Annotated in this window: 24 protein-coding genes; 11 read left to right on the top strand and 13 right to left on the bottom strand. The window is 44.1% G+C overall.

Features of this window, described 5'->3' with window-relative positions:
* Positions 1–16: 16 nt before the first annotated feature.
* From AC5SXE_RS05795 to mobA, 4 genes are all read right to left on the bottom strand, one after another.
* Positions 17–1,306 (bottom strand): TRAP transporter large permease subunit, encoded by a 1,290-nt coding sequence (locus AC5SXE_RS05795; protein ID WP_323720834.1) that lies wholly within the window; start codon positions 1,304–1,306, stop codon positions 17–19.
* A 14-nt stretch (positions 1,307–1,320) separates the two neighbouring features.
* The gene (locus tag AC5SXE_RS05790) at positions 1,321–1,875 is read right to left on the bottom strand and encodes a DUF6305 family protein (protein WP_323720537.1); all 555 of its coding nucleotides are present in this window, start codon (positions 1,873–1,875) and stop codon (positions 1,321–1,323) included.
* Between the two features lie 77 nt (positions 1,876–1,952).
* Positions 1,953–3,662, bottom strand: a complete 1,710-nt coding sequence (gene ggt, locus AC5SXE_RS05785) for a gamma-glutamyltransferase (RefSeq protein WP_323720538.1) — start codon at positions 3,660–3,662, stop codon at positions 1,953–1,955.
* Between the two features lie 376 nt (positions 3,663–4,038).
* Positions 4,039–4,749 (bottom strand): molybdenum cofactor guanylyltransferase, encoded by a 711-nt coding sequence (gene mobA, locus AC5SXE_RS05780; RefSeq protein ID WP_323720539.1) that lies wholly within the window; start codon positions 4,747–4,749, stop codon positions 4,039–4,041.
* 122 nt (positions 4,750–4,871) lie between these two features.
* Between mobA and AC5SXE_RS05775 the strand changes: the two genes are divergently transcribed.
* Positions 4,872–5,906 (top strand): dipeptidase, encoded by a 1,035-nt coding sequence (locus tag AC5SXE_RS05775; protein WP_323720540.1) that lies wholly within the window; start codon positions 4,872–4,874, stop codon positions 5,904–5,906.
* Between the two features lie 107 nt (positions 5,907–6,013).
* On the opposite strand, the gene AC5SXE_RS05770 is transcribed toward AC5SXE_RS05775, so the two are convergent.
* On the bottom strand, positions 6,014–6,532 hold the full coding sequence (locus AC5SXE_RS05770; RefSeq protein WP_323720541.1) for a nitroreductase family protein: 519 nt from the start codon (positions 6,530–6,532) through the stop codon (positions 6,014–6,016).
* A 259-nt stretch (positions 6,533–6,791) separates the two neighbouring features.
* Between AC5SXE_RS05770 and AC5SXE_RS05765 the strand changes: the two genes are divergently transcribed.
* From AC5SXE_RS05765 to AC5SXE_RS05740, 6 genes are all read left to right on the top strand, one after another.
* Complete coding sequence (locus AC5SXE_RS05765; protein ID WP_323720542.1) at positions 6,792–8,372, top strand: OpgD/OpgG family glucan biosynthesis protein; 1,581 nt, start codon at positions 6,792–6,794, stop codon at positions 8,370–8,372.
* A complete protein-coding gene (locus tag AC5SXE_RS05760; protein WP_493916902.1) occupies positions 8,360–9,199 on the top strand; it encodes a hypothetical protein in 840 nt (279 codons plus the stop codon). Before AC5SXE_RS05765 ends, AC5SXE_RS05760 begins: the two co-directional genes overlap by 13 nt.
* A complete protein-coding gene (mdoH, locus tag AC5SXE_RS05755; RefSeq protein WP_493916901.1) occupies positions 9,174–10,763 on the top strand; it encodes a glucans biosynthesis glucosyltransferase MdoH in 1,590 nt (529 codons plus the stop codon). Before AC5SXE_RS05760 ends, mdoH begins: the two co-directional genes overlap by 26 nt.
* 218 nt (positions 10,764–10,981) lie before the next feature.
* Positions 10,982–11,713 (top strand): endonuclease/exonuclease/phosphatase family protein, encoded by a 732-nt coding sequence (locus AC5SXE_RS05750; protein WP_323720544.1) that lies wholly within the window; start codon positions 10,982–10,984, stop codon positions 11,711–11,713.
* A gap of 31 nt (positions 11,714–11,744) precedes the next feature.
* Positions 11,745–13,208, top strand: a complete 1,464-nt coding sequence (gene cls, locus AC5SXE_RS05745; RefSeq protein WP_323720545.1) for a cardiolipin synthase — start codon at positions 11,745–11,747, stop codon at positions 13,206–13,208.
* A 21-nt stretch (positions 13,209–13,229) separates the two neighbouring features.
* Positions 13,230–14,627 (top strand): MFS transporter, encoded by a 1,398-nt coding sequence (locus AC5SXE_RS05740; protein ID WP_493916900.1) that lies wholly within the window; start codon positions 13,230–13,232, stop codon positions 14,625–14,627.
* A 192-nt stretch (positions 14,628–14,819) separates the two neighbouring features.
* Here the strand turns inward: AC5SXE_RS05740 and AC5SXE_RS05735 are convergent, their stop codons facing one another.
* Positions 14,820–15,071 carry a hypothetical protein gene (locus AC5SXE_RS05735; RefSeq protein ID WP_323720547.1) on the bottom strand — a complete coding sequence of 84 codons (252 nt, stop codon included), beginning with the start codon at positions 15,069–15,071 and terminating at the stop codon, positions 14,820–14,822.
* Positions 15,072–15,182: 111 nt separating this feature from the next.
* On the opposite strand from AC5SXE_RS05735, the gene AC5SXE_RS05730 reads away from it, so the two are divergent.
* From AC5SXE_RS05730 to AC5SXE_RS05715, 4 genes are all read left to right on the top strand, one after another.
* Positions 15,183–15,836 (top strand): lactate utilization protein, encoded by a 654-nt coding sequence (locus AC5SXE_RS05730; RefSeq protein ID WP_323720548.1) that lies wholly within the window; start codon positions 15,183–15,185, stop codon positions 15,834–15,836.
* Positions 15,837–16,033: 197 nt separating this feature from the next.
* Entirely contained in the window at positions 16,034–16,648 is a 615-nt protein-coding gene (locus AC5SXE_RS05725) for a PAS domain-containing protein (protein ID WP_493917289.1), read from the top strand.
* A 55-nt stretch (positions 16,649–16,703) separates the two neighbouring features.
* Entirely contained in the window at positions 16,704–17,036 is a 333-nt protein-coding gene (locus tag AC5SXE_RS05720) for a PAS domain-containing protein (RefSeq protein WP_493916899.1), read from the top strand.
* Between the two features lie 20 nt (positions 17,037–17,056).
* The gene (locus tag AC5SXE_RS05715; protein WP_493916898.1) at positions 17,057–17,899 is read left to right on the top strand and encodes an HD-GYP domain-containing protein; all 843 of its coding nucleotides are present in this window, start codon (positions 17,057–17,059) and stop codon (positions 17,897–17,899) included.
* Between the two features lie 111 nt (positions 17,900–18,010).
* On the opposite strand, the gene AC5SXE_RS05710 is transcribed toward AC5SXE_RS05715, so the two are convergent.
* The 7 genes from AC5SXE_RS05710 to trkA form a co-directional block, all read right to left on the bottom strand.
* A complete protein-coding gene (locus AC5SXE_RS05710) occupies positions 18,011–18,376 on the bottom strand; it encodes a P1 family peptidase (RefSeq protein ID WP_493917288.1) in 366 nt (121 codons plus the stop codon).
* 124 nt (positions 18,377–18,500) lie between these two features.
* Positions 18,501–18,779, bottom strand: coding sequence for a P1 family peptidase (locus AC5SXE_RS05705; protein ID WP_493916897.1), 279 nt, complete (start codon positions 18,777–18,779; stop codon positions 18,501–18,503).
* A gap of 23 nt (positions 18,780–18,802) precedes the next feature.
* A complete protein-coding gene (locus AC5SXE_RS05700; RefSeq protein ID WP_493917287.1) occupies positions 18,803–18,985 on the bottom strand; it encodes a P1 family peptidase in 183 nt (60 codons plus the stop codon).
* Entirely contained in the window at positions 18,936–19,238 is a 303-nt protein-coding gene (locus AC5SXE_RS05695; RefSeq protein WP_493917307.1) for a hypothetical protein, read from the bottom strand. The genes AC5SXE_RS05700 and AC5SXE_RS05695 overlap by 50 nt, the downstream gene beginning before the upstream one ends.
* Before the next feature lie 126 nt (positions 19,239–19,364).
* Positions 19,365–20,279 (bottom strand): DMT family transporter, encoded by a 915-nt coding sequence (locus AC5SXE_RS05690; RefSeq protein ID WP_493916896.1) that lies wholly within the window; start codon positions 20,277–20,279, stop codon positions 19,365–19,367.
* Positions 20,280–20,406: 127 nt separating this feature from the next.
* Positions 20,407–21,858, bottom strand: coding sequence for a TrkH family potassium uptake protein (locus AC5SXE_RS05685; protein ID WP_323720551.1), 1,452 nt, complete (start codon positions 21,856–21,858; stop codon positions 20,407–20,409).
* 72 nt (positions 21,859–21,930) lie between these two features.
* The gene (gene trkA, locus AC5SXE_RS05680) at positions 21,931–23,319 is read right to left on the bottom strand and encodes a Trk system potassium transporter TrkA (protein WP_323720552.1); all 1,389 of its coding nucleotides are present in this window, start codon (positions 23,317–23,319) and stop codon (positions 21,931–21,933) included.
* Positions 23,320–23,359: the final 40 nt, after the last annotated feature.

Genomic DNA, 23,359 nt, shown 5'->3' with positions numbered 1-23,359 from the left:
TTTTTGTAATTCCTCCCTAAAAAAGAAAAACCGCCAATTTGTTCGCTAAGAGGATGACCGCTATCCCCCATAGAGCAGTGAGAATGCCGGGGAAGATGCAGTAACGAAGAACTTTTAAATAGTTATCTTCCCCCACTACTTTGGCAGAAAAAATACCGGCGAGGGCTGTGGGGGGCATGAGGTCTCCAAGGCCGGCAATAAGACTGAGAGCTGAAGCGACGATAATTTCATTGTGGCCCAACAAAGCCAATACAAAGGGAACACCCAACACCGAAGCCGAACCAAAAGCCGACACTGCCCCAAAAAGAGGGATAGATACTCCTATGCCTACGTAAAGGAGCCACGTGGGAAGAGCTAGAGCTGAAACTGTGACGAAACCTCGTACTCCTATTAATGTCATGATCTGAATAAACATGCCTACACCCATAAGAATTCCCATAACCGGCAGTGCATCGTTTATAGCATTAATTACAGTCTGTAGGGGGTGCCATTTTACGCCAGAAAAGAGGGCCGAAGCAGCGGCGAGAAGAAAGGTGAGTGGCATGCCTAAAGAAGGCCAATGAGACGGGAAGACGCGTTCTCCCGCAAACAATGCGATGAGGACAAGCAATGGAATAAAGAGTCGAAAAGAAAGTGGTTCTCGCTCCATGCGCTGTAGTTCTGCCTCCAGGCCAGATTCAGAAAAGTCACCTTTTTTGAGAGGAGGGTAGATAAAAAGAAAAGCAGTGAAGATGGCAAGAGGCAAGGTGCATATAATAAGGGGAATTCCAAATCCCGAGTAGGGCATATCTATCCCTCCGCCAATGATCATGGCCGGAAGGTTAACCGGAGGTGCAATCATGCCAAAGATTGCACCCATAGCAATAGCTGCTGCCGCTTTATGGGGGCAAACTCCCAGTTGGAGGAGGACCGGTGCTACTAAGGCTCCAGTGGTAAGAACTGCCGCTGTAGAAGAGCCGGTAATCATGCCAGGAACCATGATTATAAACATTAACCCCATAGAAAGAAACACCGGTTTTTTGCGAAATTTACGAATAATCCATGCAGCCAGGCCTTCTAGAAGGCCTGTGCTTTCCACTGTTTTCATAAAAATCATGGCTGTAGCAATGACAAGTATTGTATCGAGATAACCAAACATGCCCTCCACAAGGTGACGCAGGGGAAAACCTGCGTCACCTATGAGGGCTCCTGCTATGGCTGCGAAGGCCATTGCGATAGATACTGGAAACTTTATGGCAAAGGCTCCTACAGCAAATACTCCTATCATTGCTATTGTGTAAAGACCTTCTGGAAAAAACCACTCCACTATAGCCGGCAAGGCTAAATAACCCCCCACTCTCCCAGAACTTTTTTAAGAGGTATGTCAAGACTCTGAATACTTTCAGATTCTTCTACAGGGATCTTTTTTTCTTCTGCAATTTTTGTAAAATATCCATCATTATTGGCGCCTGTTACGTAAATAATGTGATCGGCTTGGGGTGCTGTTATCTCGAGAAAGGTATCCGTGAGAATGCCTCGTCTTGAATCACCACCCACGTGCATGACAAGGACTTTCAAACCCCGGTCTTTTGCTATGCTAAGGATTTTTTCTACCCTAGTCTTTTCTTGATCTTGATCTATTCCAGCAGCACCGAGACCTTTTGAGCTGCCCCCAACCACAATAATGAGAGCCTTATGATCTTTAATAGCATCTGGTTTCAGTGCCATGTCGAAGTCTGCCTCCACGTTCATTTTTTTCAAGATAACCTTAACCATCATGGCATCGGGGCTCTGGCCTGCGGAGGTAAGCGCTATTGTTGACGCCAAAGCCATGCTGTTGAACAAAACAACTATAAATATCGCTAAAACTATTGAGAATATTTTCTTTTTAAACATATCTTATGAGCCTCCAATGAAATGAAAAAGTAATTCGATTGGCGTCTCCTCATCGAGGGCGCCTTGTTAATTAAAAACTAGAACCCAACAGGAACACCCAAACGCCGGCAATCCGCTCCACCGTTCATTAAATCATTTTTGTATATAATGCCCTGTGAAGTGCCGAAATAATCACTATATGGACGAATATCAATTTTTTCTCCTATGACCTCTAGTGCTTTCAACGTCGGTTCTGGCATCTGATCCTCCGCTATGTAAGGAGATGGTTTGCCACTTACAGTATATGCGTACATGCGTGGGTAATTAATTGCTTCTGCCATATCCATGTTATAGTCGATTACATTAGAAATAATCTGCACAAGTGCCGAGATTATTCTCCATCCACCAGCACATCCTACAGTCATGAAAGGCCTATCATCTGGAGTTAAAATAATTGTCGGAGCCATGCTAGATAAGGGGCGTTTGCCAGGTTCAGGGGCATTTACACTTTTCGGGTCCTCTGAGAAATCATCCATCTCATTGTTAATTACAATTCCATACTTGGGAACGAATCCTGCCGCGTAATTATGCGTATTAGTACATGCAACAATATTGCCATCTGCATCAGCAACCGAGAAATGAGTTGTACCTGATCCAAGCCCGTTTGGGCCAGCAAAATAGGCAACCTTTTGATTTTCGTATTCCCATGGATCGCCGGGCTCAATTATAGACAAGATAGAGTCAATTTTTATTTGCTGTGCAAGTTTTTTTGCATAATCTTTGTTTGCTAGACCCCTTAATGGGACCTCGACAAAATCAGAATCAGCCATGTATTTTTCACGATCAGCAAACACCAGTCGAATTGCTTCTGCCGTGACATGCTGGCGTTCAAATGAATCAGGTGTCCATTGATCAAGGGGGAAGTTTTCAATGATGTTTAGCGCCTGCACAATATGTGTACCGCCACTTGACGAGGGCGGAGCGGAAAATATTTTGTAGCCGCGATATGTTCCTTCTATTGGTTTTCTAACCTTAAGTTCGTAATTTTTTAAGTCTTCCATTGTCATAATTCCGCCGAGACGATTGACCTCTTTGACAAAAGCTTCACCAATCTCGCCACTGTAAAATACATCAGGGCCTTTTTCTGCAAGGAGCTTGTATGTTTTCGCGAGATCGTTACGAACAATATGTTCTCCCGTCTGGTATGGTAGATCACCATTAAAAAAAGGCAGATCTTCAATTTTATAATAATCTACCAAAGGAAGGCTCATTTCGGCATACCATTTCGCTTGGTTTGGTTCAACTACCCACCCCTCTTCTGCTATACGAATTGCTGGAGTTGCTACATCGGCAAAAGACATTGTCCCATATTTGTCCAGTGCATAAAACATACCTGCAACCCAGCCTGGTACAGCTGCAGACATTCCGCCAATTGATTTCCACTTTTCTGTTTTTGCTTTTTCAGAAGCATACATGTCCCTCGTAGAAGCGGCAGGTGCCATTTCTCTGTAATCTAGAAAGATAACTTCGCCACTCTTGGCATCCCTGATTGTCATAAATCCCCCTCCACCAATTCCGGTAAAATGCCCCTCTACGACACTCAATGCTAAAGAGGTTGCGACTGCTGCATCAACAGCGTTACCCCCTTTCTTCATTATTTCTACCCCTGCCTCAGATGCAAGTTTATGTGCCGATGAAACCATACCATGTTTGGCGTATACTTCGTTGGATTTTGTTGTTGCAACAGCACTAACAGTACTTATTGCTAAAAACATAATACATGCCATACTCACTAATGCTTTTCTCATAATTCTTCCCTCCTTGAAGTGTTTTGCTTAATAGCAACCTACCCTAGGCTACAAGGTACAAACGCTTTCTTGGCTTTAGCTCTACCACTTTTAGCTTCATTGCCACTTGCTCAGCAGGAGAAGTACGTATTTACTATTGTTTAAATCGTTCCTATCTTAATATATAGTGTTATGATCAAGTAACTTGCAAACTCTCATTTATGTTCGTTAATGGATAAAACTCCATATGCTTTCCCCTGTAGCCTATTTCATTGTAGGAGGATGCTTACAAAAGGCTATATTTTCTCTCATATCTCTCATTGTTAAATTAAATGAATGGGCACAAAACATGAACACAAGGGGTGGGCATAACATTCCGGTGCAATTAACCGTGCAATTACGTGGCTACTGCTTGCCTGTTACTATCAGTCCCTTCGATTAAAGTTGCTTCAACCGTTGACATCTTCTGAATGCAGGTAAATATTTTTTGCGCTCTTTGTAAATCTTCGGCGCTATTTATATTGAAAAAAGAGATTTGATAATTTTTTATCACTCTCATCGCCTTTTCTTCAAGAACAGACACATTGACGAAGGGATAAAAGTCCTTAATCTTTCTTTTGCCTTGCTTATATGCCGTCTCAGCTGCTTTTAAACAAGAGCGATGATAAAAGGCGTGAAGTGGTTCTAAAAAACCGTTCAATCGGGGCACCAGGACTTGCGAACCACTTTTTCGGCTTTGATAAATGAGCTTAACCAAAGGTTTCTCGATGAAAGGCATGTCACATCCAACGAGAAAAATCCACTCTTCATTCGACCATTTCAGGGCTTCTATTAACCCGAGCAAAGGCCCTTGGTTTGGAATAGAATCGCATATCACGCTAACGCAGTTGGACGATAACAATGAGGAATGAATCGAGAGCAAATGACTGTAATCATTTGGCGAAACGACGAACAATATCCTGTCTGATATCGCTTTGATGTTTCTTACGATAATTTCTAAAAGGTAGGTATCCCCCATCTTTAGCAAAGCCTTATTGTATCCTAACCGCTTTCCCTTACCTCCAGCCAGGATGACGGCTGTAACGCCGCAGATAAGATCTTCGCACACGTTAAGGTCCCCGTTCTTTAAAGATTTGTTCTTGTATTATATAATCATCTGGACTTTCGTTGCAATGAAGTTGGTGTGGGCTGAAAGTAAGTCCAATTACGTTCAGGGGAGGTTAAAGAAGGGTGGAATACGATTGCATTGAAACAGCAAAACGTCTTCATGATAAATCCTTTGTAGCTGACACACACTTTGATCTTTTGCCCTTAGTATGGGGCAGGCGTCAAAGGGGAGAATCAAGGGTCATAGAAAATCGCTACATTCCCATATTTAAGCAGGGAGGCATAGACCTTGTAGTATCGTCGCTATTCGTGTCGGACGAGTATTTGCCAGAAATGGCATTGAGGCGAGCCTTGGACTACATAAGCTTGTTTTACAAAGAAATGGAAGAAAGCCCCGGCCTTTTTTCACTGTGCCGGAACGTAGAAGAAATAAAGAAAGCAAAATCTGCCGGCATGGTTGCAGTACTGCTTTCCTTTGAAGGGGCAGAACCTTTGGGCAACGATATAAACCTTTTGAGAATATTTTACGAATTAGGCGTGAGGGGTTTGGGGATCACATGGAGCAGAAGAAATTACGCGGCAGACGGTTGTCATTTTGAAGCCAAAGAAGAAGGGCAAAAAGGCGGACTCACGAACTTTGGAGTCCAGCTACTTCGCGAGGCAGAAAAGCTTGGAATGTACATCGATGTTAGCCATCTTAACGATGAGGGTTTAAAAGATGTCTTGCGATTTTATGAAAAACCAGTCATTGCCTCACATTCAAATTGTAGGACCTTGGCGCAATCCATGCGAAATCTCACGGATGAACAGATATTACAAATAGCCGGTCGTGGCGGCATCATCGGGATGAACGCCTGCAGCGAGTTCATCAAAGATTCAAATGAAGAAGTTAGCGCAAGAGACTTGGCAGATCATGCGGATCATATCTGCGGTCTTGTGGGGTCTTTTGATCATGTTTGTTATGGTTTTGATTTCTGCGATGAATTTCGCGAAGCTTCTCCATCAGTTGAAGAAAAACGCAATTACGATTGCATCAAAGGACATGCTAGAAGCTTTGAGCTTACGGCGGAACTTATTTCGCGGGGAATTGGCGAGAAAGAAATTGCAGGCATCATTGGAGGAAATTTCTTGCGATTTTTGGAACACACCATAGGTTAATGAGATTAATGCAAGATTCGGGAATGATCGCCTGACTTTGTCAGGTGGTTTTAGTGGTAAGGTGTTGTCCAGCATCATTCGAGAAAACCCCTTACCACTGTATTTAATTACCATTTGTTAATATGGATTTTATCCCATCTCAAGGACTCAAAAGGAACGGGCTCTTTTTGCTCTCCCGGGTATCCTATGGCAAGCAAACATACTACTCGATAGTTGTCCGGTATTCCAAGAATTGAACGTACGTATTCATCAGAACTAATTTTTTCAGAATACATGCGATTTCTTATTTGTATCCAGCAAGAACCCAAGCCGATTGACAACGCTGTAAGTTGTACGATAATGGCAGCTATGGAAGCATCTTCTATCCAGGTATCATTTACTTCTTCGCAGCCCAGCACCGCCAGGCAAAGGGGAGCTTCCTTCAAAAAGGCAGAACTTTGATTTCGCGCGTTGGCCAGTTTGCCTATTGTTTCTTTATCGTCGATGAAGATGAAGTCCCAGGAGTGCAGGTTTTTGGAAGTAGGTGACCTGAGCGCAGCTTCTTTTAAGATGTCGGTCTTTCCTTGTTCTATCGGCGTATCCTTAAAGCGTCGAATGCTCCTCCTTTTTCTCAAAAGCTCGATCATTTTGACCCCCCCTTAATTTAGACGCCTGAAACTTAATATATTTATGACGCAATGAACACCTCCATGATATAGTATCACGATGCAAACTTTAAGAACTTGAAATCCTTTCACTAAAATATACGAGATTTATCGGATGTGGCAAGGTGGCTTTTGTATGGTTAAATATACTTCGTCGAAATTGGGCTAAATTGCAATTTTAAAAAATCGTGTATGCGAATAAGGTTTTTCGACCTTAAGGGTTTGAAAGGAGTGCGTTTCGATGAAGAGATATAGGCTTTTCACAATGGTTGTCGCTTTGCTTTTAAATTTCATGCTCATCTTTCAGGTTTCTGTAGTTTATGGCAGCTCAAAAGACAGCATCCGACTCGAGAGTTTGGAAAAGGAAATTTGGGAGATGGCGCGCGAGCTTTCATTATCGACTTATCAAGGGTTTCTTGGCAAAGTACCTGAATCGTTGTCAAACCTATCATATGATCAATGGCGAGATATTCGCTTTAAACCTGAAAAGTCAGTTTGGCTCGACAAAAATCTGCCTTTCCAGATCAGATTCTATCATTTGGGTTTTCTGTATGACGTTCCTGTGAGGATCAACTTGGTAACATCCAAGGACATAAAGGAGTTTCGCTACGATCCTGACCTTTTCGATTACGGCAAGAATTCCTTGCCAGTTGAAACTTATAAAAATATAGGGTTTGCGGGTTTTAGGATTCATTACCCCCTAAATAGGCCTGATTATCATGATGAATTAATTTCGTTTCTTGGGGCAAGCTATTTCAGGGCCTTGGGGAAAAATCAGCGCTACGGAATATCGGCAAGAGGGCTTGCCATAGATACGGCACTTCCGACGGGGGAGGAATTTCCATATTTTAGAGATTTTTGGATTGTAGAACCCCAAAAAAGATCGAATCATATTACAATTTACGCCTTGCTCGATAGCCCAAGCTTAACAGGTGCTTATAAGTTTTTCGTACAGCCGGGCGAAAAGACTACAGTTGACGTAAAAGGATCCGTATTTCGAAGGAGAAATGTAGATAAACTTGGCATGGCTCCGCTCACTAGCATGTTTTACTATGGTGAAAATACGATTAATCGACCAGATGACTATCGCCCTGAAGTACATGATTCTGACGGGCTGTTAATTGCCTATGAGGCCGATAAATGGGAATGGCGGCCTTTGCTCAATCCTTCGCGATTAAACGTCTCGAGCTTCCCGGCAAATGATGTCTATGGATTTGGATTACTTCAACGTGATACGGAGTTTTGTAATTACCAAGACCTGGAAGCGCGATATGACTTGAGGCCCAGCGTGTGGATTGCCCCCAGAGAGCGTTGGGGGAAGGGCCGTGTGGAATTGATAGAGATACCTAGCATATGGGAGACTATAGATAATATCGTCGCATTTTGGGTCCCCGAAGAGCTGCCTCAAATAGGTGAGCCCGTCAACTTTTCCTACAGGATAAGCTGGCATTTGCCGAAGGGTTCGCCTCACGGGATGGGTTATGTGGTCTCCACGCGTACCGGCAAGGGAAAAGAAGACAATACAAGGTTGTTTGTGATCGACTTCCAAGGTAGAAGTATTGAAGCCATTCCGGCCGATACGGGATTAACGGCTGTTGTTACAGTGTCGGAAGGTGCTGAACTTGTAGAAAAGACTTTGATGAAAAACGAAGTCACCGAAGGTTGGAGGCTGGCTTTTCAGGTCCGAGTCAAGGGAGGAAGTACTATAGAACAACTTCAACCCGACAAACGACCCAAAATCAAGATCCAAGCTTTTCTAAAGAAAGGCGACAACCTACCGGACATTTTAACGGAGACGTGGAGCTATCAATGGCAACTATAACAAGAGAATTGGAAAAACGCATTTTAAACTATATGTGGTTTTTGGGCATAATACCGATTTGCTCTTTGAAACTTGCGCTAGAGGTCCTGGGCAAGCTATCTTCATCGCTCAAAAATTCATTCGCTAATTATTTTGATATCGTGATAGTCAATTTGTGCTCGCGCCTTTTAAAAGATAATGATTTGTTGGTTAGCCAAAGGTGGCCAAGCTTAAATGAACAAATCATGCCGTTGTTGTTAAACGATGAATGCGGGGGAATTAATTCCAGTCCGCCGATTAACAGGTCTTCCATGATCCCCAAGGGTTTTATGGTGAGTTTTTCGAATTTGTTCGATCTTCCCACGGGTGGGGCTTTATGGGAGGAAATAGCAAAAAACAGGCGCACTCTGCTTGCAGCTCTTGTGATCACATCTACATTTGTGGCCACTTACTTCATGAATCAGATATTAAATTTTAGAGGCATGACCTTTTTAGGCTATTTAATGATATTTACCTTTGCGATACTTTTTGCCTGGCTGTCCATCGGGTTTTGGACGGCTTTAGCCGGGTTTATAACAATACTCCGAGGCTTTGATCGTTATGCTCCGAGGGCTACATCGCGAAATATAGAAGAAACTACACGCATTGCCCTTGTGTTTCCTGTCTACAACGAAGATATTAATCGCGTTTTTGCAGGAATTGAGGCGACCTATCGTTCATTGGAGAAAACGGGAAAGCTTAAACATTACGACTTTTACATATTGAGCGATAGCAATGATCCTGATGCTTGTGTTTGCGAAGAACTGGCATGGGCCGAATGGCGTGAACGGCTTAATGCCGTCGGGTAATCTTTTTTACCGACGAAGAACGAGGAACGTAAAGAAAAAAAGCGGCAATATAGCGGATTTTTGCCGAAGATGGGGAAAAAATTATAAGTATATGATAGTCTTCGATGCCGATAGCGTGATGAGCGGGGATCTTTTGGTAGAAATGACTTCCATCATGGAGTCCAATCCCAGGGTCGGAATTTTACAGAGCGCACCAAAGGCGGTGGGTAGGCGTTCTCTTTACGGCCGCATCCAGCAGTTTGCCAGTTATCTCTATGGTCCTATATTTGCGGCAGGTCTTAGCTTTTGGCAATTAGGAGATGCGCAATATTGGGGGCATAACGCAATTATTCGGGTAGAACCCTTCATGAAAAACTGCGCGCTTCCGAGATTGCCGGGGGATCCTCCTTTTGGAGGTGAAATTTTAAGCCATGATTTCGTGGAGGCAGCTTTAATGAGGAGGGCCGGCTATGAAGTGTGGCTTTCATATGATTTGGAAGGAAGCTTTGAAGAAACTCCCCCCAACCTTTTGGAGGAATTATCGAGAGATCGTCGCTGGTGTCAGGGAAACTTACAACATCTCAGGCTTTTCCTCCTTAAGGGTATCATCCCTGCACATCGTTTCCTCTTTTTAAATGGAGTCATGGTATACGGGTCAGGTTTACTGTGGTTTTGTTTTATACTAATGAGCTCACTTCAGGCGATGCTAGAGGTTTGGATTGAACCGGTTTATTTCCCGCGAGAATACGCTCTGTTCCCTGAGTGGCCCGTATGGTATCCTAATTGGGCACTAACTCTTTTTGTAGTTGTTATGATACTGCTCTTCCTCCCAAAGGTATTTGGACTATGTCTTGTAATTTCCAAAAAGCAATCTCATTTCTTTGGCGGCACGTCAAAGCTCATAATGACCGTATTTTTGGAGATAGTATTTTCTATTCTTTTTGCTCCAATTAAGATGTTATTTCACAGCAAGTTTCTTTTCTTTGCGCTCCTGGGGAAAACCGTAGGTTGGGGACCTCAAGAAAGGTCCGATGTCGGTATAAGTTGGAGAGAGGCCCTTAGATTTCATTGGAGTGGCACGCTGACCGGGCTTATTTGGGGCTCTATTGTATGGATAGTCAATCCTACGTTTTGTATGTGGATTTCTCCAATTTTAATTTCCTTTATTTTGTCAATTTTCCTTACTGTCTGGACGAGTCGCCCTACAGCAGGAGAAACCTTTAAAGGGTGGGGATTATTTCTCACCCCTCAAGAGACAAATCCTTCATTGGAAATAAGGATTCTGGAGAAAGTTCTTTCCGATCCGCCAATATTATCTGAAGGTGGATTATGCCTGGCTTTATTTGATCCTTGGGTTAACGCCCTTCACAGAGGATTTATGCGCAAAAAACGCAGTATATCACGTGACGTTAAGGCAGAGATCACAACCAAGGTTCTTGGAGGAGACCACGAAAGTCTCACGAAGGACGAGGCTATGAAGCTCCTACGCTCCCCTGCCCTCCTCTTTGAACTTCACAAAAGGATATGGGAAAGCCCTAAAGATATGTTTGACAAGTGGGAAACATATCTTAACATCCCTGGATAACTAATAACTTACTCGTTCTCGCTATTGTTAGTTTTTTTCAAAAATATCGGCATTATGGGTGGCCAAAGTAAGATTTGATGTTAAAATAGTGAGTCAGGTTGTATGTACGCAAACATCTTGAAACTGACTGGATCGGTTTTGCTGAAATGACAATAGACAGCCGGGGAGACCAAGCTGTATCCTTTAAAGGCATGAAAATGATGAGGAGGCAACAGTGTATGCGTTTTGTGCTTTATAATATCCGCTACGCTACAGGTACGGGGTGGGATTACCACGTGCCCTTTCCCTTTTGGGGATGTTTTAGAAAAACTGAAAGAAATTTTCGGGATATTTCCAGTTTTTTGATCAAGCTAAACCCCGATATTGTCGGTTTGGTCGAATCTGACGGAGGTTCTTACAGACAAAATGGCAGAAGTCAACCCAAAGAGATGGCCTCCCAAATAGGAGGAATGTCCATATTTAGCTGTAAATATCCTCCGGAATCATTTATGACAAAGGCGCCTGTGCTGAAGGCGCAGGGAAATGCCGTTGTTACCAAGATACCACCGCTCGATTGTGACGTTCATTATCTAAGTTATGGCCTTAAAAGAGCTTTTCTTGAGGTAGAATACGAGGACTTTGTGCTTTATTTGGTTCATTTGTCCTTGAGGCGAAAAACCCGTGCAAAGCAGCTGGAAGAATTGAGCCGAAATTGTCTTTCAGCCAAAAAGCCAATGATATTGGCCGGGGATTATAATACATTTGGCGGCGAAGAAGAACTGGCTCCATTTGTCAAAAAGGTTGGACTCAAAAACGCGAACTCAGATTGTGTGCCCACATATCCTAGTTCATCGCCGCGAAAGCTGCTCGATTTTGTCCTTCATAGTCCTGAGATAAAGGTCAACAACCTTCTCATTCCAAAGGTGACGTTTTCCGACCATTTGCCAATAGTGTGTGACTTTTCGCTCTAGGGTTAACAAATACTTTTTGAGGTAGTAGAGCATGAATGATATTTCTGCATTACTCCCGTGGTTGTATAACATTACGTCTTTTTGCATCCGCATTGGGATGCTTTGCTACGTCCCCTTGAAACATGAACCACCGACGGCTGTTGCTTGGCTTTTGGCAATAAATATATGGCCATGGGGTGGTCTGATTCTTTATTCGCTAATTGGCTCCACTGGACTTCCCAGGGAGCGGTTAAGACGGCGATCGAAGCTTTTATCGGAACTGGGCAGTGTACTCCATGACTTGAGAGTTCATGTATTAAGCGAAGTTAACAATCCTGCCTTGAAGGAAGATCAAACGAGGATCAGCTACATGGCTTATAAAATGGTGGACATGAACCCCGTGGCAGGCAATACTGTTGAATTATTGAGCGATTTTGAAGAATATCTGGATCGCCTTTGTCATGATATCGATAACGCCGAAAGGTACGTCAATCTTCTTTACTATATATTTGCATACGACGATTTAACGAAGAAACTTTTTGATTCCCTGGAAAGGGCTGCCAAACGAGGTGTTAAATGCCACCTGCTCGTAGATTCCGTGGGTTCAAAAGAGTTTCTGAGACGGCACGCTTATTTATTGCGAGGCAGCGGCATTAAAGTCGTTGAAGTTCTCCCCCTCAGGTTGCTCAGGCGAACGACCTTCACCGCCCGCTATGACATCAGAAACCACAGGAAGATCGCTGTCATCGATGGGCAAGTAGCCTACACGGGTTCTCATAATATCATTGAACCTTCCTATAACAGGAAAGCCAGAGGGAGACTTTGGCGCGATCTTTCGGTCAGATTGACGGGCCCCGTTGTAATCCAACTTTTAGCTGTTTTTTACGAGGATTGGTACGTCGAGACTCACGAAGAGATACCTTTTAATGAATTGTTGTATTTTCTTCCGCACCTCAATACCGGTGGAAGTGCCGTATTGCAGACAGTCCCAAGCGGTCCGTCGATGCAATTGCAAAATTACCAGCGATTGGTTGTTTCCGCTTTGCTGAGCGCTAAAAAAACCGCAACTATCACTACTCCATATTTTATTCCCGACAGCCAGACGATGCACGCCATTGAGACGGCACGCATCATGGACGTTGATGTCAACCTCGTTGTCCCAGAAAGGGCGGACAAAGCCATAGTTGGCGGAGTCGCAAGAGCATATTTTACCCCTCTTTTGAATATGGGCGTCAACATATACCTCTATAAGGGCGATATACTTCACGCCAAGACCGTTACAATCGATGACAGATTAGCGTTTCTGGGAACCAGTAACTTTGACATTCGCTCCTTTGCTTTGGATTTTGAAGTTGACTTGATATTTTACAGCGAAACTGAAGTCTCACACGTACTCGAAACCCAGGAAATGTATATAGCAAATTCAAGAATCTTGCATCGAAGCGATTGGGAAAAAAGACCTGCCGTGGAACACGTAGTATATGGCATTACCAAGCTATTCAGTCCCTTGTTCTAACAGTGGAGGGGGTATGACCCCTTGACGAATGCAAATTTTAAAAGAACCGTACTTTTTGTTGCCGCAGCGGCTTCATTTCTGAGTCCTTTCATGATATCGACCGTAAACATAGCGCTTCCTGCCATCGGCCAATATTTTAGGGCAGATGCTGCGACGCTTGGATGGGTAGCCACATCATACATGCTGGCGACAGCCACGGCCTTAGTTCCTGTCGGCAAGGCAGCAGATGTCGCGGGTAGGAGGAAAGTATTTGCCCTGGGTGCTGCCATAATGGCTTTATTTAACTTTCTTGTCCTCTTTTCGATAAATTTACCCTTTCTTATAATTTGTCGCGTATTTCAGGGAATAGGAGGAGCTATGATCGTAACGACATCCGTGGCGATACTTGCCTCTGTATTTCCACCTGGAGAAAGAGGAAGTGCCATGGGGATAAATACTGCTGCGACTTACCTGGGATTATCCTTAGGCCCCTTTTTGGGCGGCATTTTAGTCCAAAACTTTGGATGGAAAAGCATCTTTATCACCGCTGGCACCTTGGGGTTACTTGTTTTATACATGATACTTCGGCACATAAAGACGGAATGGATTGCTTTCGAGGAAAAGCCCTTCGATATTTTAGGCAGTTTTTTGTATGTGATCTTTCTGCTTTCGTTCATGTACGGCATCTTTCTTATTCCCCAGGTTAAAAGCTTGTATTTCATTTTAACCGGCATAGCGCTTTCGATCGTCTTTTTTTGGTACCAATGGGTAATATCCAATCCGGTATTTAACGTTAGACTCTTCGTCGATAATCGAAGCTTTGCCTACTCAAATTTGGCTGCCCTCATAAACTACGCTGCGACCGCATCGGTAGCCTTTTTATTGAGCCTTTATCTTCAATACGCAAAGAATATGTCACCTCAATTGGCGGGACTTGTCTTAGTGATACAGCCGGCCATTCAAACTGCCTTTTCTCCTCTTGCAGGACGTATGTCTGACAGGATAGAGCCAAGATTTATAGCTTCTGCTGGAATGGCGCTTACGGCTTTAGGCTTACTTTTATTGACAACGCTGAGGGTAGATACATCAATGTCTTATTTAGCCATTGCATTATGTTGCCTAGGGTTTGGCTTTGCTCTCTTTTGTTCTCCCAACGTCAACGCCATAATGAGCTCTGTCTCGAATGAGCATTACGGCATTGCCTCCAGCTCTTTGGCAACGATGCGGCTGCTTGGTCAAACGATGAGCTTAGCCCTAGCTACCGCTATATTCTCCATAATGCTAGGCAAAGAGCAGATAAGTATGGCAAATATTGAGGTTTTTTTAAAAAGCATTAATCTGGCCTTTAAAATTTCAGCAATTACTTGTATCGTTGGAATTTATTTTTCTTATGTCAGGGGAGAAATTCTCACCGATAAAACAAGCAATGACTCGTCTTGATATTTTAAACTGCCTTTTACACACTATTTTTAAAACGATATTTTAGAATTAAGATTGCCCTATGGTCTTCTTGACAAACATAAAAGCAAGTCCTGCATTTGCTCACGCATTGCAGGACTTGCTTTTATAAGCCTATCATGTTATTATGCTACTGCGTTACTACGAAAGTAGACCTTAAACTTACGCTGTTTTTTAACCCCACGCCTTTTTTTCGCTCGCCTGCAAAGCTTCGTACAGCGCAGAGACGGTCTTTTGCTTAAAGGCTATTGCCTCCATCAGCTTGTTTTTAATGCTTTCGTCCTCGATCATGTGCCATGTGCCGGCCAAATCGCTCATGGAGTCAAGTTCGCCAATCAGCGCTTCCCTTATCAGTTCTGCCATCTCTAAAGGGTCATTTGTATGGGAATGGACGTGTTCTCCTTCTGGCATTACAACTTTACACATAAATACCCTCTCCTTAGTCGTGATCTTTTGTGCTCATTAATGTTATCATCTTAGTGATAACAGTCAAGCGGGAGGCAACTTTGCTCACAAACCAAAGAGGAGGGATGTTGTATGGCAGATTGGGAAAGCTTCAGAAAAAACCATTACGAGCTTTTGGGCAACGCTATTGTTAAAAATTTGGATAAAAAGGGTTACAGCGCGGAATACGTAGTGACTGCAGAAGAAGCAAAAAGAAAGATAATCGACCTTATACCTGAAAAGGCCAGTGTTGGCGTCCCTGGGAGCGTAACATTAAGGGAGCTCGGGTTGCTCGAAGAGCTCGAAAAAAGAGGCAACAAGATAGTTCATCACTGGGATCCAAACTTGGTTGGCGAAGAACGCATAAGAAGATTACAAGAGGAATTATCATGCGACGTTTTCTTAACGAGCGCGAATGCTTTGACCATAGACGGGACTATCGTTAACATTGACGGCACCGGCAACAGGGTGGCCGGCATGGCTTGGACAGCGGGAAAAATTATTTACATCATTGGAATAAACAAAGTCTGCGCCGGAGGACTTGAAGCGGCAATAGCTCGCGTTAAAAACTTCGCCACTCCTCCTAATGCAATGCGCTTGAACATCAAGACACCCTGTGCATCATTAGGTTATTGTGTAGATTGCGACGTGCCGGAACGAGTCTGTAGGGCCATGCTGATTTTAGAGCGGGCTCCCTCGGGCAGAGACTGTCATGTAATTTTAGTGGGCGAGATCCTCGGATTTTAAAATAACTTATATTCTACTAACTGGGTCATTGTTTTGATCTTGCTATCCATAAAAATACAATGACCCAGTTATGCTTTTTAAACGGTCATAATACATTTAAAAATTGATTACCAATCTGAGAGAGATTGAGAACAACTGGAACATAATAAAAAGCGCTGGACAATTACGTGTTTTTAGGGGGAATTAGAGTGTGGGATATGGAAACGCTATTGATCTTAATAGATTCTTCTCCTTTTATGGTCCTCTTCAAGGACAAGCAAGGCAGATGGATCTGGATGAACCAGTCATTTATAAAGGAAATGGGCTTGCCTCCTCGAGAAGAAATTCTGGGCAAAAGTACACAAGATTTGCTTCCCGAGTCAAAAGGCCTTCGCCGCGAAGATCGTGAAGTCATAACTAAAGGCGAACCTTTGCTTGGATTACTTAGAAAAGTAACCCTGCCATCTGGCAGAAAAAGATGGCACTTAACGGACAAAATACCCATAAAACTCTCCGGCGATGAAGTTGTTGGTATTGCTGTTTTTATAAGGGACGTGACCGAACAGAGGGAAGCTCAAAGAAAACTGGAGCGGTTAAATAGGGTGTTGGAGGTCATTCAAAATGTTAATCAACTAATAGTAAGGGAAAAATTGGGACGCAATCATTTACTTAATGAAATATGTAACATCCTGGTCAACGGCCAGTGCTACGAAAGTGTCTGGATCATTTTATTAGATCCTCAAAGAGGAGATCTTTTAAACATTTTTTCTTTGACAGAAACGAAGGTCGGAAATGAAGAGATGTTTAAGCCCACAATTAATATCTCTATTTGACCCCGGATTCGAAAGATGGCTTTTTGGCCATTCAAATATGAGGATTTAGCTTCGCATGGGTTGGCAACTTTCTAAACGTTATACAGGTAAAACCTTCATTACTTCTCGCTTAGAACATGGCGAGGAAACCTATGGGATAATATGTGCCTTATTGCCCAAAGATATTGAGCTGGAGAAAAAAGAAAAGGACCTTTTTTTAACTCTGGCAGATGATATAGCTTACGCCATGCGCAAGCTTGACATCAGGGATGAACTTCACAGGGAAAAGGTTTTTTGGGAGAAGCTGTTTAACGTTTCTCCTGAAGGTGTAATTTTATGCTCACCAGATGGTCGTATCTTAAGAGCCAACAATGCTTTTTGCCGCATCTTTGAGTTTTCTAGCCCCTGAAGAAGTGATAGGAAAAAACATTGACAGCGTCGTTGCTAATGAAAGAACACTTCGAGGAGGCAAGAAGCCTTACTGAGGCCGCGGCTCGTGGTGAAAGTGTTTCCGCTGAAAGCGTACGCCAAAAGGCCAACGGTACGCCTATCGACGTTTCCATACTTGGAGTTCCAATAAAGATAGATGAAAATTTAGCAGGTATTTACGCTATCTACCGCGACATTACTGATAAGAAAATCTACGAAAGGGCAATGAAAGAAAACATTGCCACTTTGTCCCATGCATGGAGACAAACAATAGAATTATTAGCGTCAGTCGGCGAACTTCGAGACCCCTATACAGCAGGGCACCAAAAGCGCGTGGCGGGACTAGCAAAGTTTATGGCAATGAAGATGGAACTTTCACCCGAAAGTGTTGACGCAGTGGAAATGTCCTCTTTGGTCCATGACGTTGGCAAAATCAAAGTGCCCGCTGAAATATTAAGCAAGCCCGGGCCCTTAGATGAGGTGGAATATCTTTTGGTCAAAACTCATCCTCAGGCAGGCTATAATCTTTTAAAGGATATAGACTTTCCCTGGCCCGTTGCTGAAATAGTACTGCAACATCACGAACGCCTTGACGGAAGCGGCTATCCTCAAGGCCTTAAAGGCAAAGAGATTCTGCAAGAAGCACGCATCATTGCCGTGGCAGATGTGGTTGAAGCCATGGCTTCAGACCGACCATATCGTAAAGCCCTGGGTATTGAGGCAGCTTTAAAGGAAATTAAACGTGGGTGTGGGACGCTTTTTGACGAAGGGGCTGTTGACGCATGTTTAGCTCTTTTCGAGGAAGGTCTTATGATCCCTTTGTTTGAAATGTACAGAACTTAAACATAAAATTACATAAATGTAATTACCCGACAAAAACCAATCATTGTTTAACGCCCTTTATAAAACACTGGATGCTTGGGTTTTTGCTTTGCTTAGCGCTAATTTGTGAGGTCAGTTTATGGCGTTGTATTTGTTAAGAACTCGGATCAATTCCTGGATGTCTATCTCCTCTTTGATATTGCCGTCACGTCCCATAATGGTTTTGGCCTTCAATATGGAGTTTATCACCGCTTCCTCCGTAGCTTCCACAGTTGCTAAAAACAGAGGTGACAATGCCTCGTTGGTCATTACCGTGTTTTTAAGTGCAATCTGGACAGGCTCATGAGGTATTATCGCAGCGGTCGAAAAGGCTATAAAGAAATCCCCTGAACCGTTACTTCCGTAAAATCCCGTTCGCGCAAGCCCTAAGCTTACGCGCTTTGCCACACGTTTCAATTGTCTATGATCTAAGGGGGCATCAGTTGCTACAACCACCATCACCGAGCCATTCAGGCTCTTGCGTCTCAGGAAAAGGCGTGAGGAAGATCTTCGCTATAGGCATAACGCCCGAGCTCCCGACCGACGGGAGCACAATTTACGGTAAGCATGCCATCGTAATTGGTCAGCACCAAAACGCCAACCGTAAAACCACCTCTGTTTTTGCGGTAACACGCGGGATGCTAGTCCCTATACCGCCTTTCCAACCCATGCAGGAACTTCCCGTGCCGGCGCCAACAGCACCCTCCTCCACCGGTCCTGACTTAGCATCACGCAAAGCACAATAAACGTGTTCCTTTTTAACGTGACGACCCTGAATATCGTTTAAGAAGCCGTCGTTCACCTCTCCGACTACCGGATTGACTGTGTCCGTTTGGATTCCTATTTCAGGATTCTGCTCCATTGACCACTCAATGAGGGCGTCTGCTACGAGGGGGGAACGTTTAAAGTGTTGGTCAAAAGTATTGGCGTCTCTAAGTTCCCAACCTCATTTATTTGGTGAAACCCCGTGGATTTGCCAAAACCGTTAAAGACAAACGCAGCAGCCGGGACTTTTTCCTTAAATATGTTGCCATCGTGCGGTAATATTGCCGTAACTCCTGTCCGCACGGGGCCTTTCCCCGGCACCAGTGCACCCTCTCCCTTCGATCAGCGTACAATGCCCAACCTTGACGCCCTTCACATCCGTGATGGCATTAAACTCTCCCGGTAAGAAGATGCCAATATCTATGCCTATATCTCTGGCCCTGGGCCGCTTGCGACTTCCTTGCACTCGGCACCGCAAATACTCGATAACGACAGTAACGCCAACGTTAACAATGCCGTCTTTAAAATCAATATGATCACTCCTCTGCGATCTCACACTACAAGTGCTCCTGAGATCGTTTTTTCACATCTTTTTATGTTAAAGGATCAATTGCATATGGTTGCCACTTGGCTTGTAAACTCGGAAGAATCTCTAAAGATAAACATGATTGAATTCTTGCCTTTAGGCACGGTTATGGAAAAAATGGTTAAATTTCTTTGTGATAAAGGTTTCCAGCTCGGTGAGCACTACCCCTGCGAACACTATCATCCCGCCAAGGATGACTTGGAAGTTAACTATCTCTTCACCTATTAAATAGGCAAACACGTAACCTGAGGGGCTTTCCAAAGAAAGCAAGACGGCGGCGTGAATCTCGGGACTGTAGCGTTGGGCAACGGTCTGAATGAGGAAGGGAATGACCGTGACAAACAAAGCCACGTACAAAATGCCCATCCATGCTTTTGTAGGTATTGCTTTAAATGAAGGCAGGGGCTCTATAAAAACCGCCAGGGCCGTCAAGATAATGCACGCTGAAGCGATTTGCACGACAGTGAGTGCTACCGGATCCATCTTTCTGCTTAAATTTCCAACGAAAAGCACGTGCAAAGCACAACCGAAGGCAAGCAGCAAGGAGAGTGCGTCACCAAGATTAAAACTCATGCCCGGCGTAAATGCCATGACAAGAAGCCCCGCAGTGGTCAGAAAGGCGCCGGCTGTAGCGATTAAGGAAGGCATTTTCCTATAAAAAAGGGCGTAAAGAAAGGGCACCATTACGACGTTGCTTCCCGCGATGAAGGATTGCTTACCGGGCGTGGTAAAAAGAAGGCCAAAGATGTGAGCTACAAAAGTTGAAGCCAAAAGGCTTCCAAGCAGGCATCCCAAGAAGACATCTTTTCGACTGAGCAGAGAAAGCCTTGAACGGAATATCAAACCAAGAAGGGCCGTGCTTAAAAGAAACCTCACGGACAAGAGCCACAGAGGCGACATAAACTTGAGCAACCAATTAGTTGTTCCAAACCCTGACCCCCAAAGCATGGCGGTCACAAAAAGGGCTGCATCTGCCAAAAGCACTGCCTTCTTATTTCCCTGTTCAACCATTTTTATTCACCTACAGCCATTTGTTGCTCTCATTTTACGTAATATAACTCAAATAGCCAGATAAAAGCACTTTGAAAAGGCATGTCATAACCATTTTCTCCCGCCTATTTTACTAATATTTACTCTTTCACTTCTTCCACGAATCTGGCAAAAATAAGGCCATCATGGGATACAATTCTAAGCGGCCAAAGAGCATGCAAAAAGATAGTATCCATTTGACCGGCGCTTCAAGGGTAGAATAATTATCCATGGGGCCCACGACACCAAGTCCCGGTCCTACGTTTCCCAAGGTTGCCGTTACGGCGGTGACGGAGGAGATCAAATCAAGGCCCATTAAGGATAAAGATAAAAAAGCAACCACAAAGACAATCATGTAAAGTGAAAAGAATGCGGTAATAGAAAGTATGACGTCTTTTTCTACCACTTCTTTGTTAAGCCTCATTGAGTAGTGGGCGCGCGGGTGAATTAGTTTCTTTAGCTCAATGCCTGCGTGTTTAAGTAAAACCATAACCCTTACTACCTTCATGCCGCCACCTGTAGATCCTGCACAACCGCCTATGAGCATGAGAATGAGGAGTAAAAGCTGGGCATAAGCGGGCCACTGTTCGAAGTCTGCCGTTACAAATCCCGTAGTAGTCAAGATGCTTACGACTTGAAATGAAACGTATCTGGCCGTCTCGGCAAGGCTGCTGTAAATCTGATTTTTTAGCAACACGAAAGAAATGGTCGCTATCGACCCCAAGACGATATACAAATAAAACCTGAATTCCTCGTCACGCCACCAAGCGGTAAAATCTTTCTTCATTAACTTGTAGTGCAAAGCGAAGTTAGCTCCTGCTATGAACATGAATATAGTTATGACGACGTCAACATAAACCGAATTGTATTGCCCAACGCTGCCGTTCAAAGTGGAAAAACCGCCCGTGGCCACAGTCCCAAAGGTGTGCGTGAGCGCTTCAAAGAAGGATAAACCTCCCAAATACAGAAGAAGCGTTTCTAAGGCGGTCAAAAGGACATAAACTCCCCATAGAAGAAGTGCTGTTTGGTGGATTCTTGGGGTCAGCTTTTCGGGCACGGGACCAGGTACTTCGGCGCGAAACAGCTGACGTCCGCCAACGCCCAGAAATGGCAAAACTGCTAACCCAAGCACGATGATGCCCATGCCCCCAAGCCAGTGGGTTAAGCTCCTCCAAAAAAGTATTCCCCTGGAGTTGGCCTCGATGTTTGCCAAGACGGTTGCCCCTGTTGTCGTAAAACCTGAGACGGATTCAAAAAAAGCGTCAGCGAAGGAAGGAACAGCTCCGGAGAGCCAGAAAGGTAAAGCGCCTATGGCCGAAGCTAAAACCCACGACAATCCAACCGCAACCAAAGCTTCCTTTGGCCTCATCTCTTCTCTGCTCAGCCTTCCTCCGATGAGGAGCAATATTGCACCCAAGGTTACGCCAATCATCATGGAAATAAATATAGGCCTGACATCGGGCGATTTGTCCAGGACGGCCCATCCCAGAGGCAGCAACATGAACAAGGACACAACTTCAACTATTAACCCAAGGACATTCGTTATAATTTTAAACCGCATCTCTTTTTCCTTTATTTTATATTTTTGGCATTTTTTGGCTAATATTTGATAATTGCATTAATTCTTATATTTCTATTTGCCGGTCATTTTTTCTTCCATGAACAAATTTAGAATTTCATCATAGCTAGGAGCATTCGTGTAAAGCAAGACACGATCGTTTGGTTTTAATGTGGTCATCCCCTCTGGCACGAAGATATCCTCCCCGCGCTGGACCAGTACGATAATGGCTGTTGGAGATATGTGGAGATCCATTATCTTCTTGCCGGTTACAAAAGCGCCTTCAGGTACGACCAAATCGATCATTTCTGCGTTTATCTGTTCAATTGTGGACATGGCAGCTCCCTTGGTGCGCAAGGTAACGTAGCGCATTATGGCTGCAACCAGCGCTTCATTTGGGTTGACCATGGCGTCTAACGAAAGCCTGCCCTCAAGTTTCCTGTAGGTGTCATTCCTTACAATTGCGATTGTTTTTTTGGCTCCAAGTTCTTTCGCCATTATGGCCACAAGTATGTTTAACTCGTCATTTGCCGTGGTTGATACGAACCCATCAGTCTCTTCGATGCCCTCGCTCAACAAGACATCTTCATCGGCAACGTCTCCTTGAAGGACTAAAGTTTTGTCCAGTTCCTTGGATATACGTTCACACTTTTGAGGATCCAAATCTATTAGTCGTATGTCCACATCCTTGTGGTTTTTCTCAAAACGCCTCGCTACCTGAAAACCTATCTTGCCCCCTCCCGCGATCATGATTCTTTTTAGCTTGAACGCGCTTTCAATGCTAAATAGGCTTTCGAGCAAGTGGGCGTCGTTTCTTAATGTAACAACGTAACACAAATCGCCTTCCTTTAAAACCGTATCTCCGCGAGGTATAAAACCTTTTTCGCCTTCTCGTTCTACGTATACAATAAGTGCATCGATGTCGGAACGGGATTTTCTTACTTCCTTCAAGCTACGACCCTCCATGAGGGATCCTCTGTTGACTTTCATCGCATAAAGACTGGCGATACCTCCCCACAGTTCATTTGCTACGATAACTGAACGTATCGATAGCATGTCTTCTATCGCCCCTGCAACAGATCTTTCCGGAGAGATCATTTCATCAATTCCAAGCGCGTCTGCCCAAATGTGACTGTCTGTAAATTCCAAGCTTCTTGCCCTGGAAATTACGTGTTTTACACCTGCTTTTTTGGCAATCCAACAGGACAAGATATTAACTTCATCTCTATCTGTGCATGCGATTAGCAAGTTTATATCTTCTCCTTCTCCCTCTCGCACTCCTGCTCGAGCCAACACCTGTGGCCTTGCTCCGTTGCCCGTAACTACCATCACGTCGAGCATCTCGTCAATTCTGGCAGCACGAGTCTCGTCTTGTTCTATGACTACCACGTCATGTCCGAGTTCGACCAAGTTTTTAGCTACATCGAAGCCTACGCTGCCCCCTCCCACCACAATGCTTCGCAAAATGATCACCTTCCAAGAATTTTTCTTTCTGCCTCGGATA

It is taken from the genome of Acetomicrobium sp., from assembly GCF_059026225.1.
This window is presented reverse-complemented; position numbering and strand designations above follow the sequence as displayed.

Excerpts from the sequence above, each read along its gene's own strand:
- AC5SXE_RS05790 (WP_323720537.1), bottom strand. The coding sequence starts at position 1,875 with ATGTTTAAAAAGAAAATATTCTCAATAGTTTTAGCGATATTTATAGTT.
- ggt (WP_323720538.1), bottom strand. The coding sequence starts at position 3,662 with ATGAGAAAAGCATTAGTGAGTATGGCATGTATTATGTTTTTAGCAATA.
- AC5SXE_RS05770 (WP_323720541.1), bottom strand. The coding sequence starts at position 6,532 with ATGATCGAGCTTTTGAGAAAAAGGAGGAGCATTCGACGCTTTAAGGAT.
- AC5SXE_RS05765 (WP_323720542.1), top strand. The coding sequence starts at position 6,792 with ATGAAGAGATATAGGCTTTTCACAATGGTTGTCGCTTTGCTTTTAAAT.
- AC5SXE_RS05760 (WP_493916902.1), top strand. The coding sequence starts at position 8,360 with ATGGCAACTATAACAAGAGAATTGGAAAAACGCATTTTAAACTATATG.
- AC5SXE_RS05750 (WP_323720544.1), top strand. The coding sequence starts at position 10,982 with ATGCGTTTTGTGCTTTATAATATCCGCTACGCTACAGGTACGGGGTGG.
- cls (WP_323720545.1), top strand. The coding sequence starts at position 11,745 with ATGAATGATATTTCTGCATTACTCCCGTGGTTGTATAACATTACGTCT.
- AC5SXE_RS05735 (WP_323720547.1), bottom strand. The coding sequence starts at position 15,071 with ATGTGTAAAGTTGTAATGCCAGAAGGAGAACACGTCCATTCCCATACA.
- AC5SXE_RS05730 (WP_323720548.1), top strand. The coding sequence starts at position 15,183 with ATGGCAGATTGGGAAAGCTTCAGAAAAAACCATTACGAGCTTTTGGGC.
- AC5SXE_RS05725 (WP_493917289.1), top strand. The coding sequence starts at position 16,034 with ATGGAAACGCTATTGATCTTAATAGATTCTTCTCCTTTTATGGTCCTC.
- AC5SXE_RS05720 (WP_493916899.1), top strand. The coding sequence starts at position 16,704 with ATGGGTTGGCAACTTTCTAAACGTTATACAGGTAAAACCTTCATTACT.
- AC5SXE_RS05710 (WP_493917288.1), bottom strand. The coding sequence starts at position 18,376 with ATGGTGGTTGTAGCAACTGATGCCCCCTTAGATCATAGACAATTGAAA.
- AC5SXE_RS05705 (WP_493916897.1), bottom strand. The coding sequence starts at position 18,779 with ATGGAGCAGAATCCTGAAATAGGAATCCAAACGGACACAGTCAATCCG.
- AC5SXE_RS05690 (WP_493916896.1), bottom strand. The coding sequence starts at position 20,279 with ATGGTTGAACAGGGAAATAAGAAGGCAGTGCTTTTGGCAGATGCAGCC.
- AC5SXE_RS05685 (WP_323720551.1), bottom strand. The coding sequence starts at position 21,858 with ATGCGGTTTAAAATTATAACGAATGTCCTTGGGTTAATAGTTGAAGTT.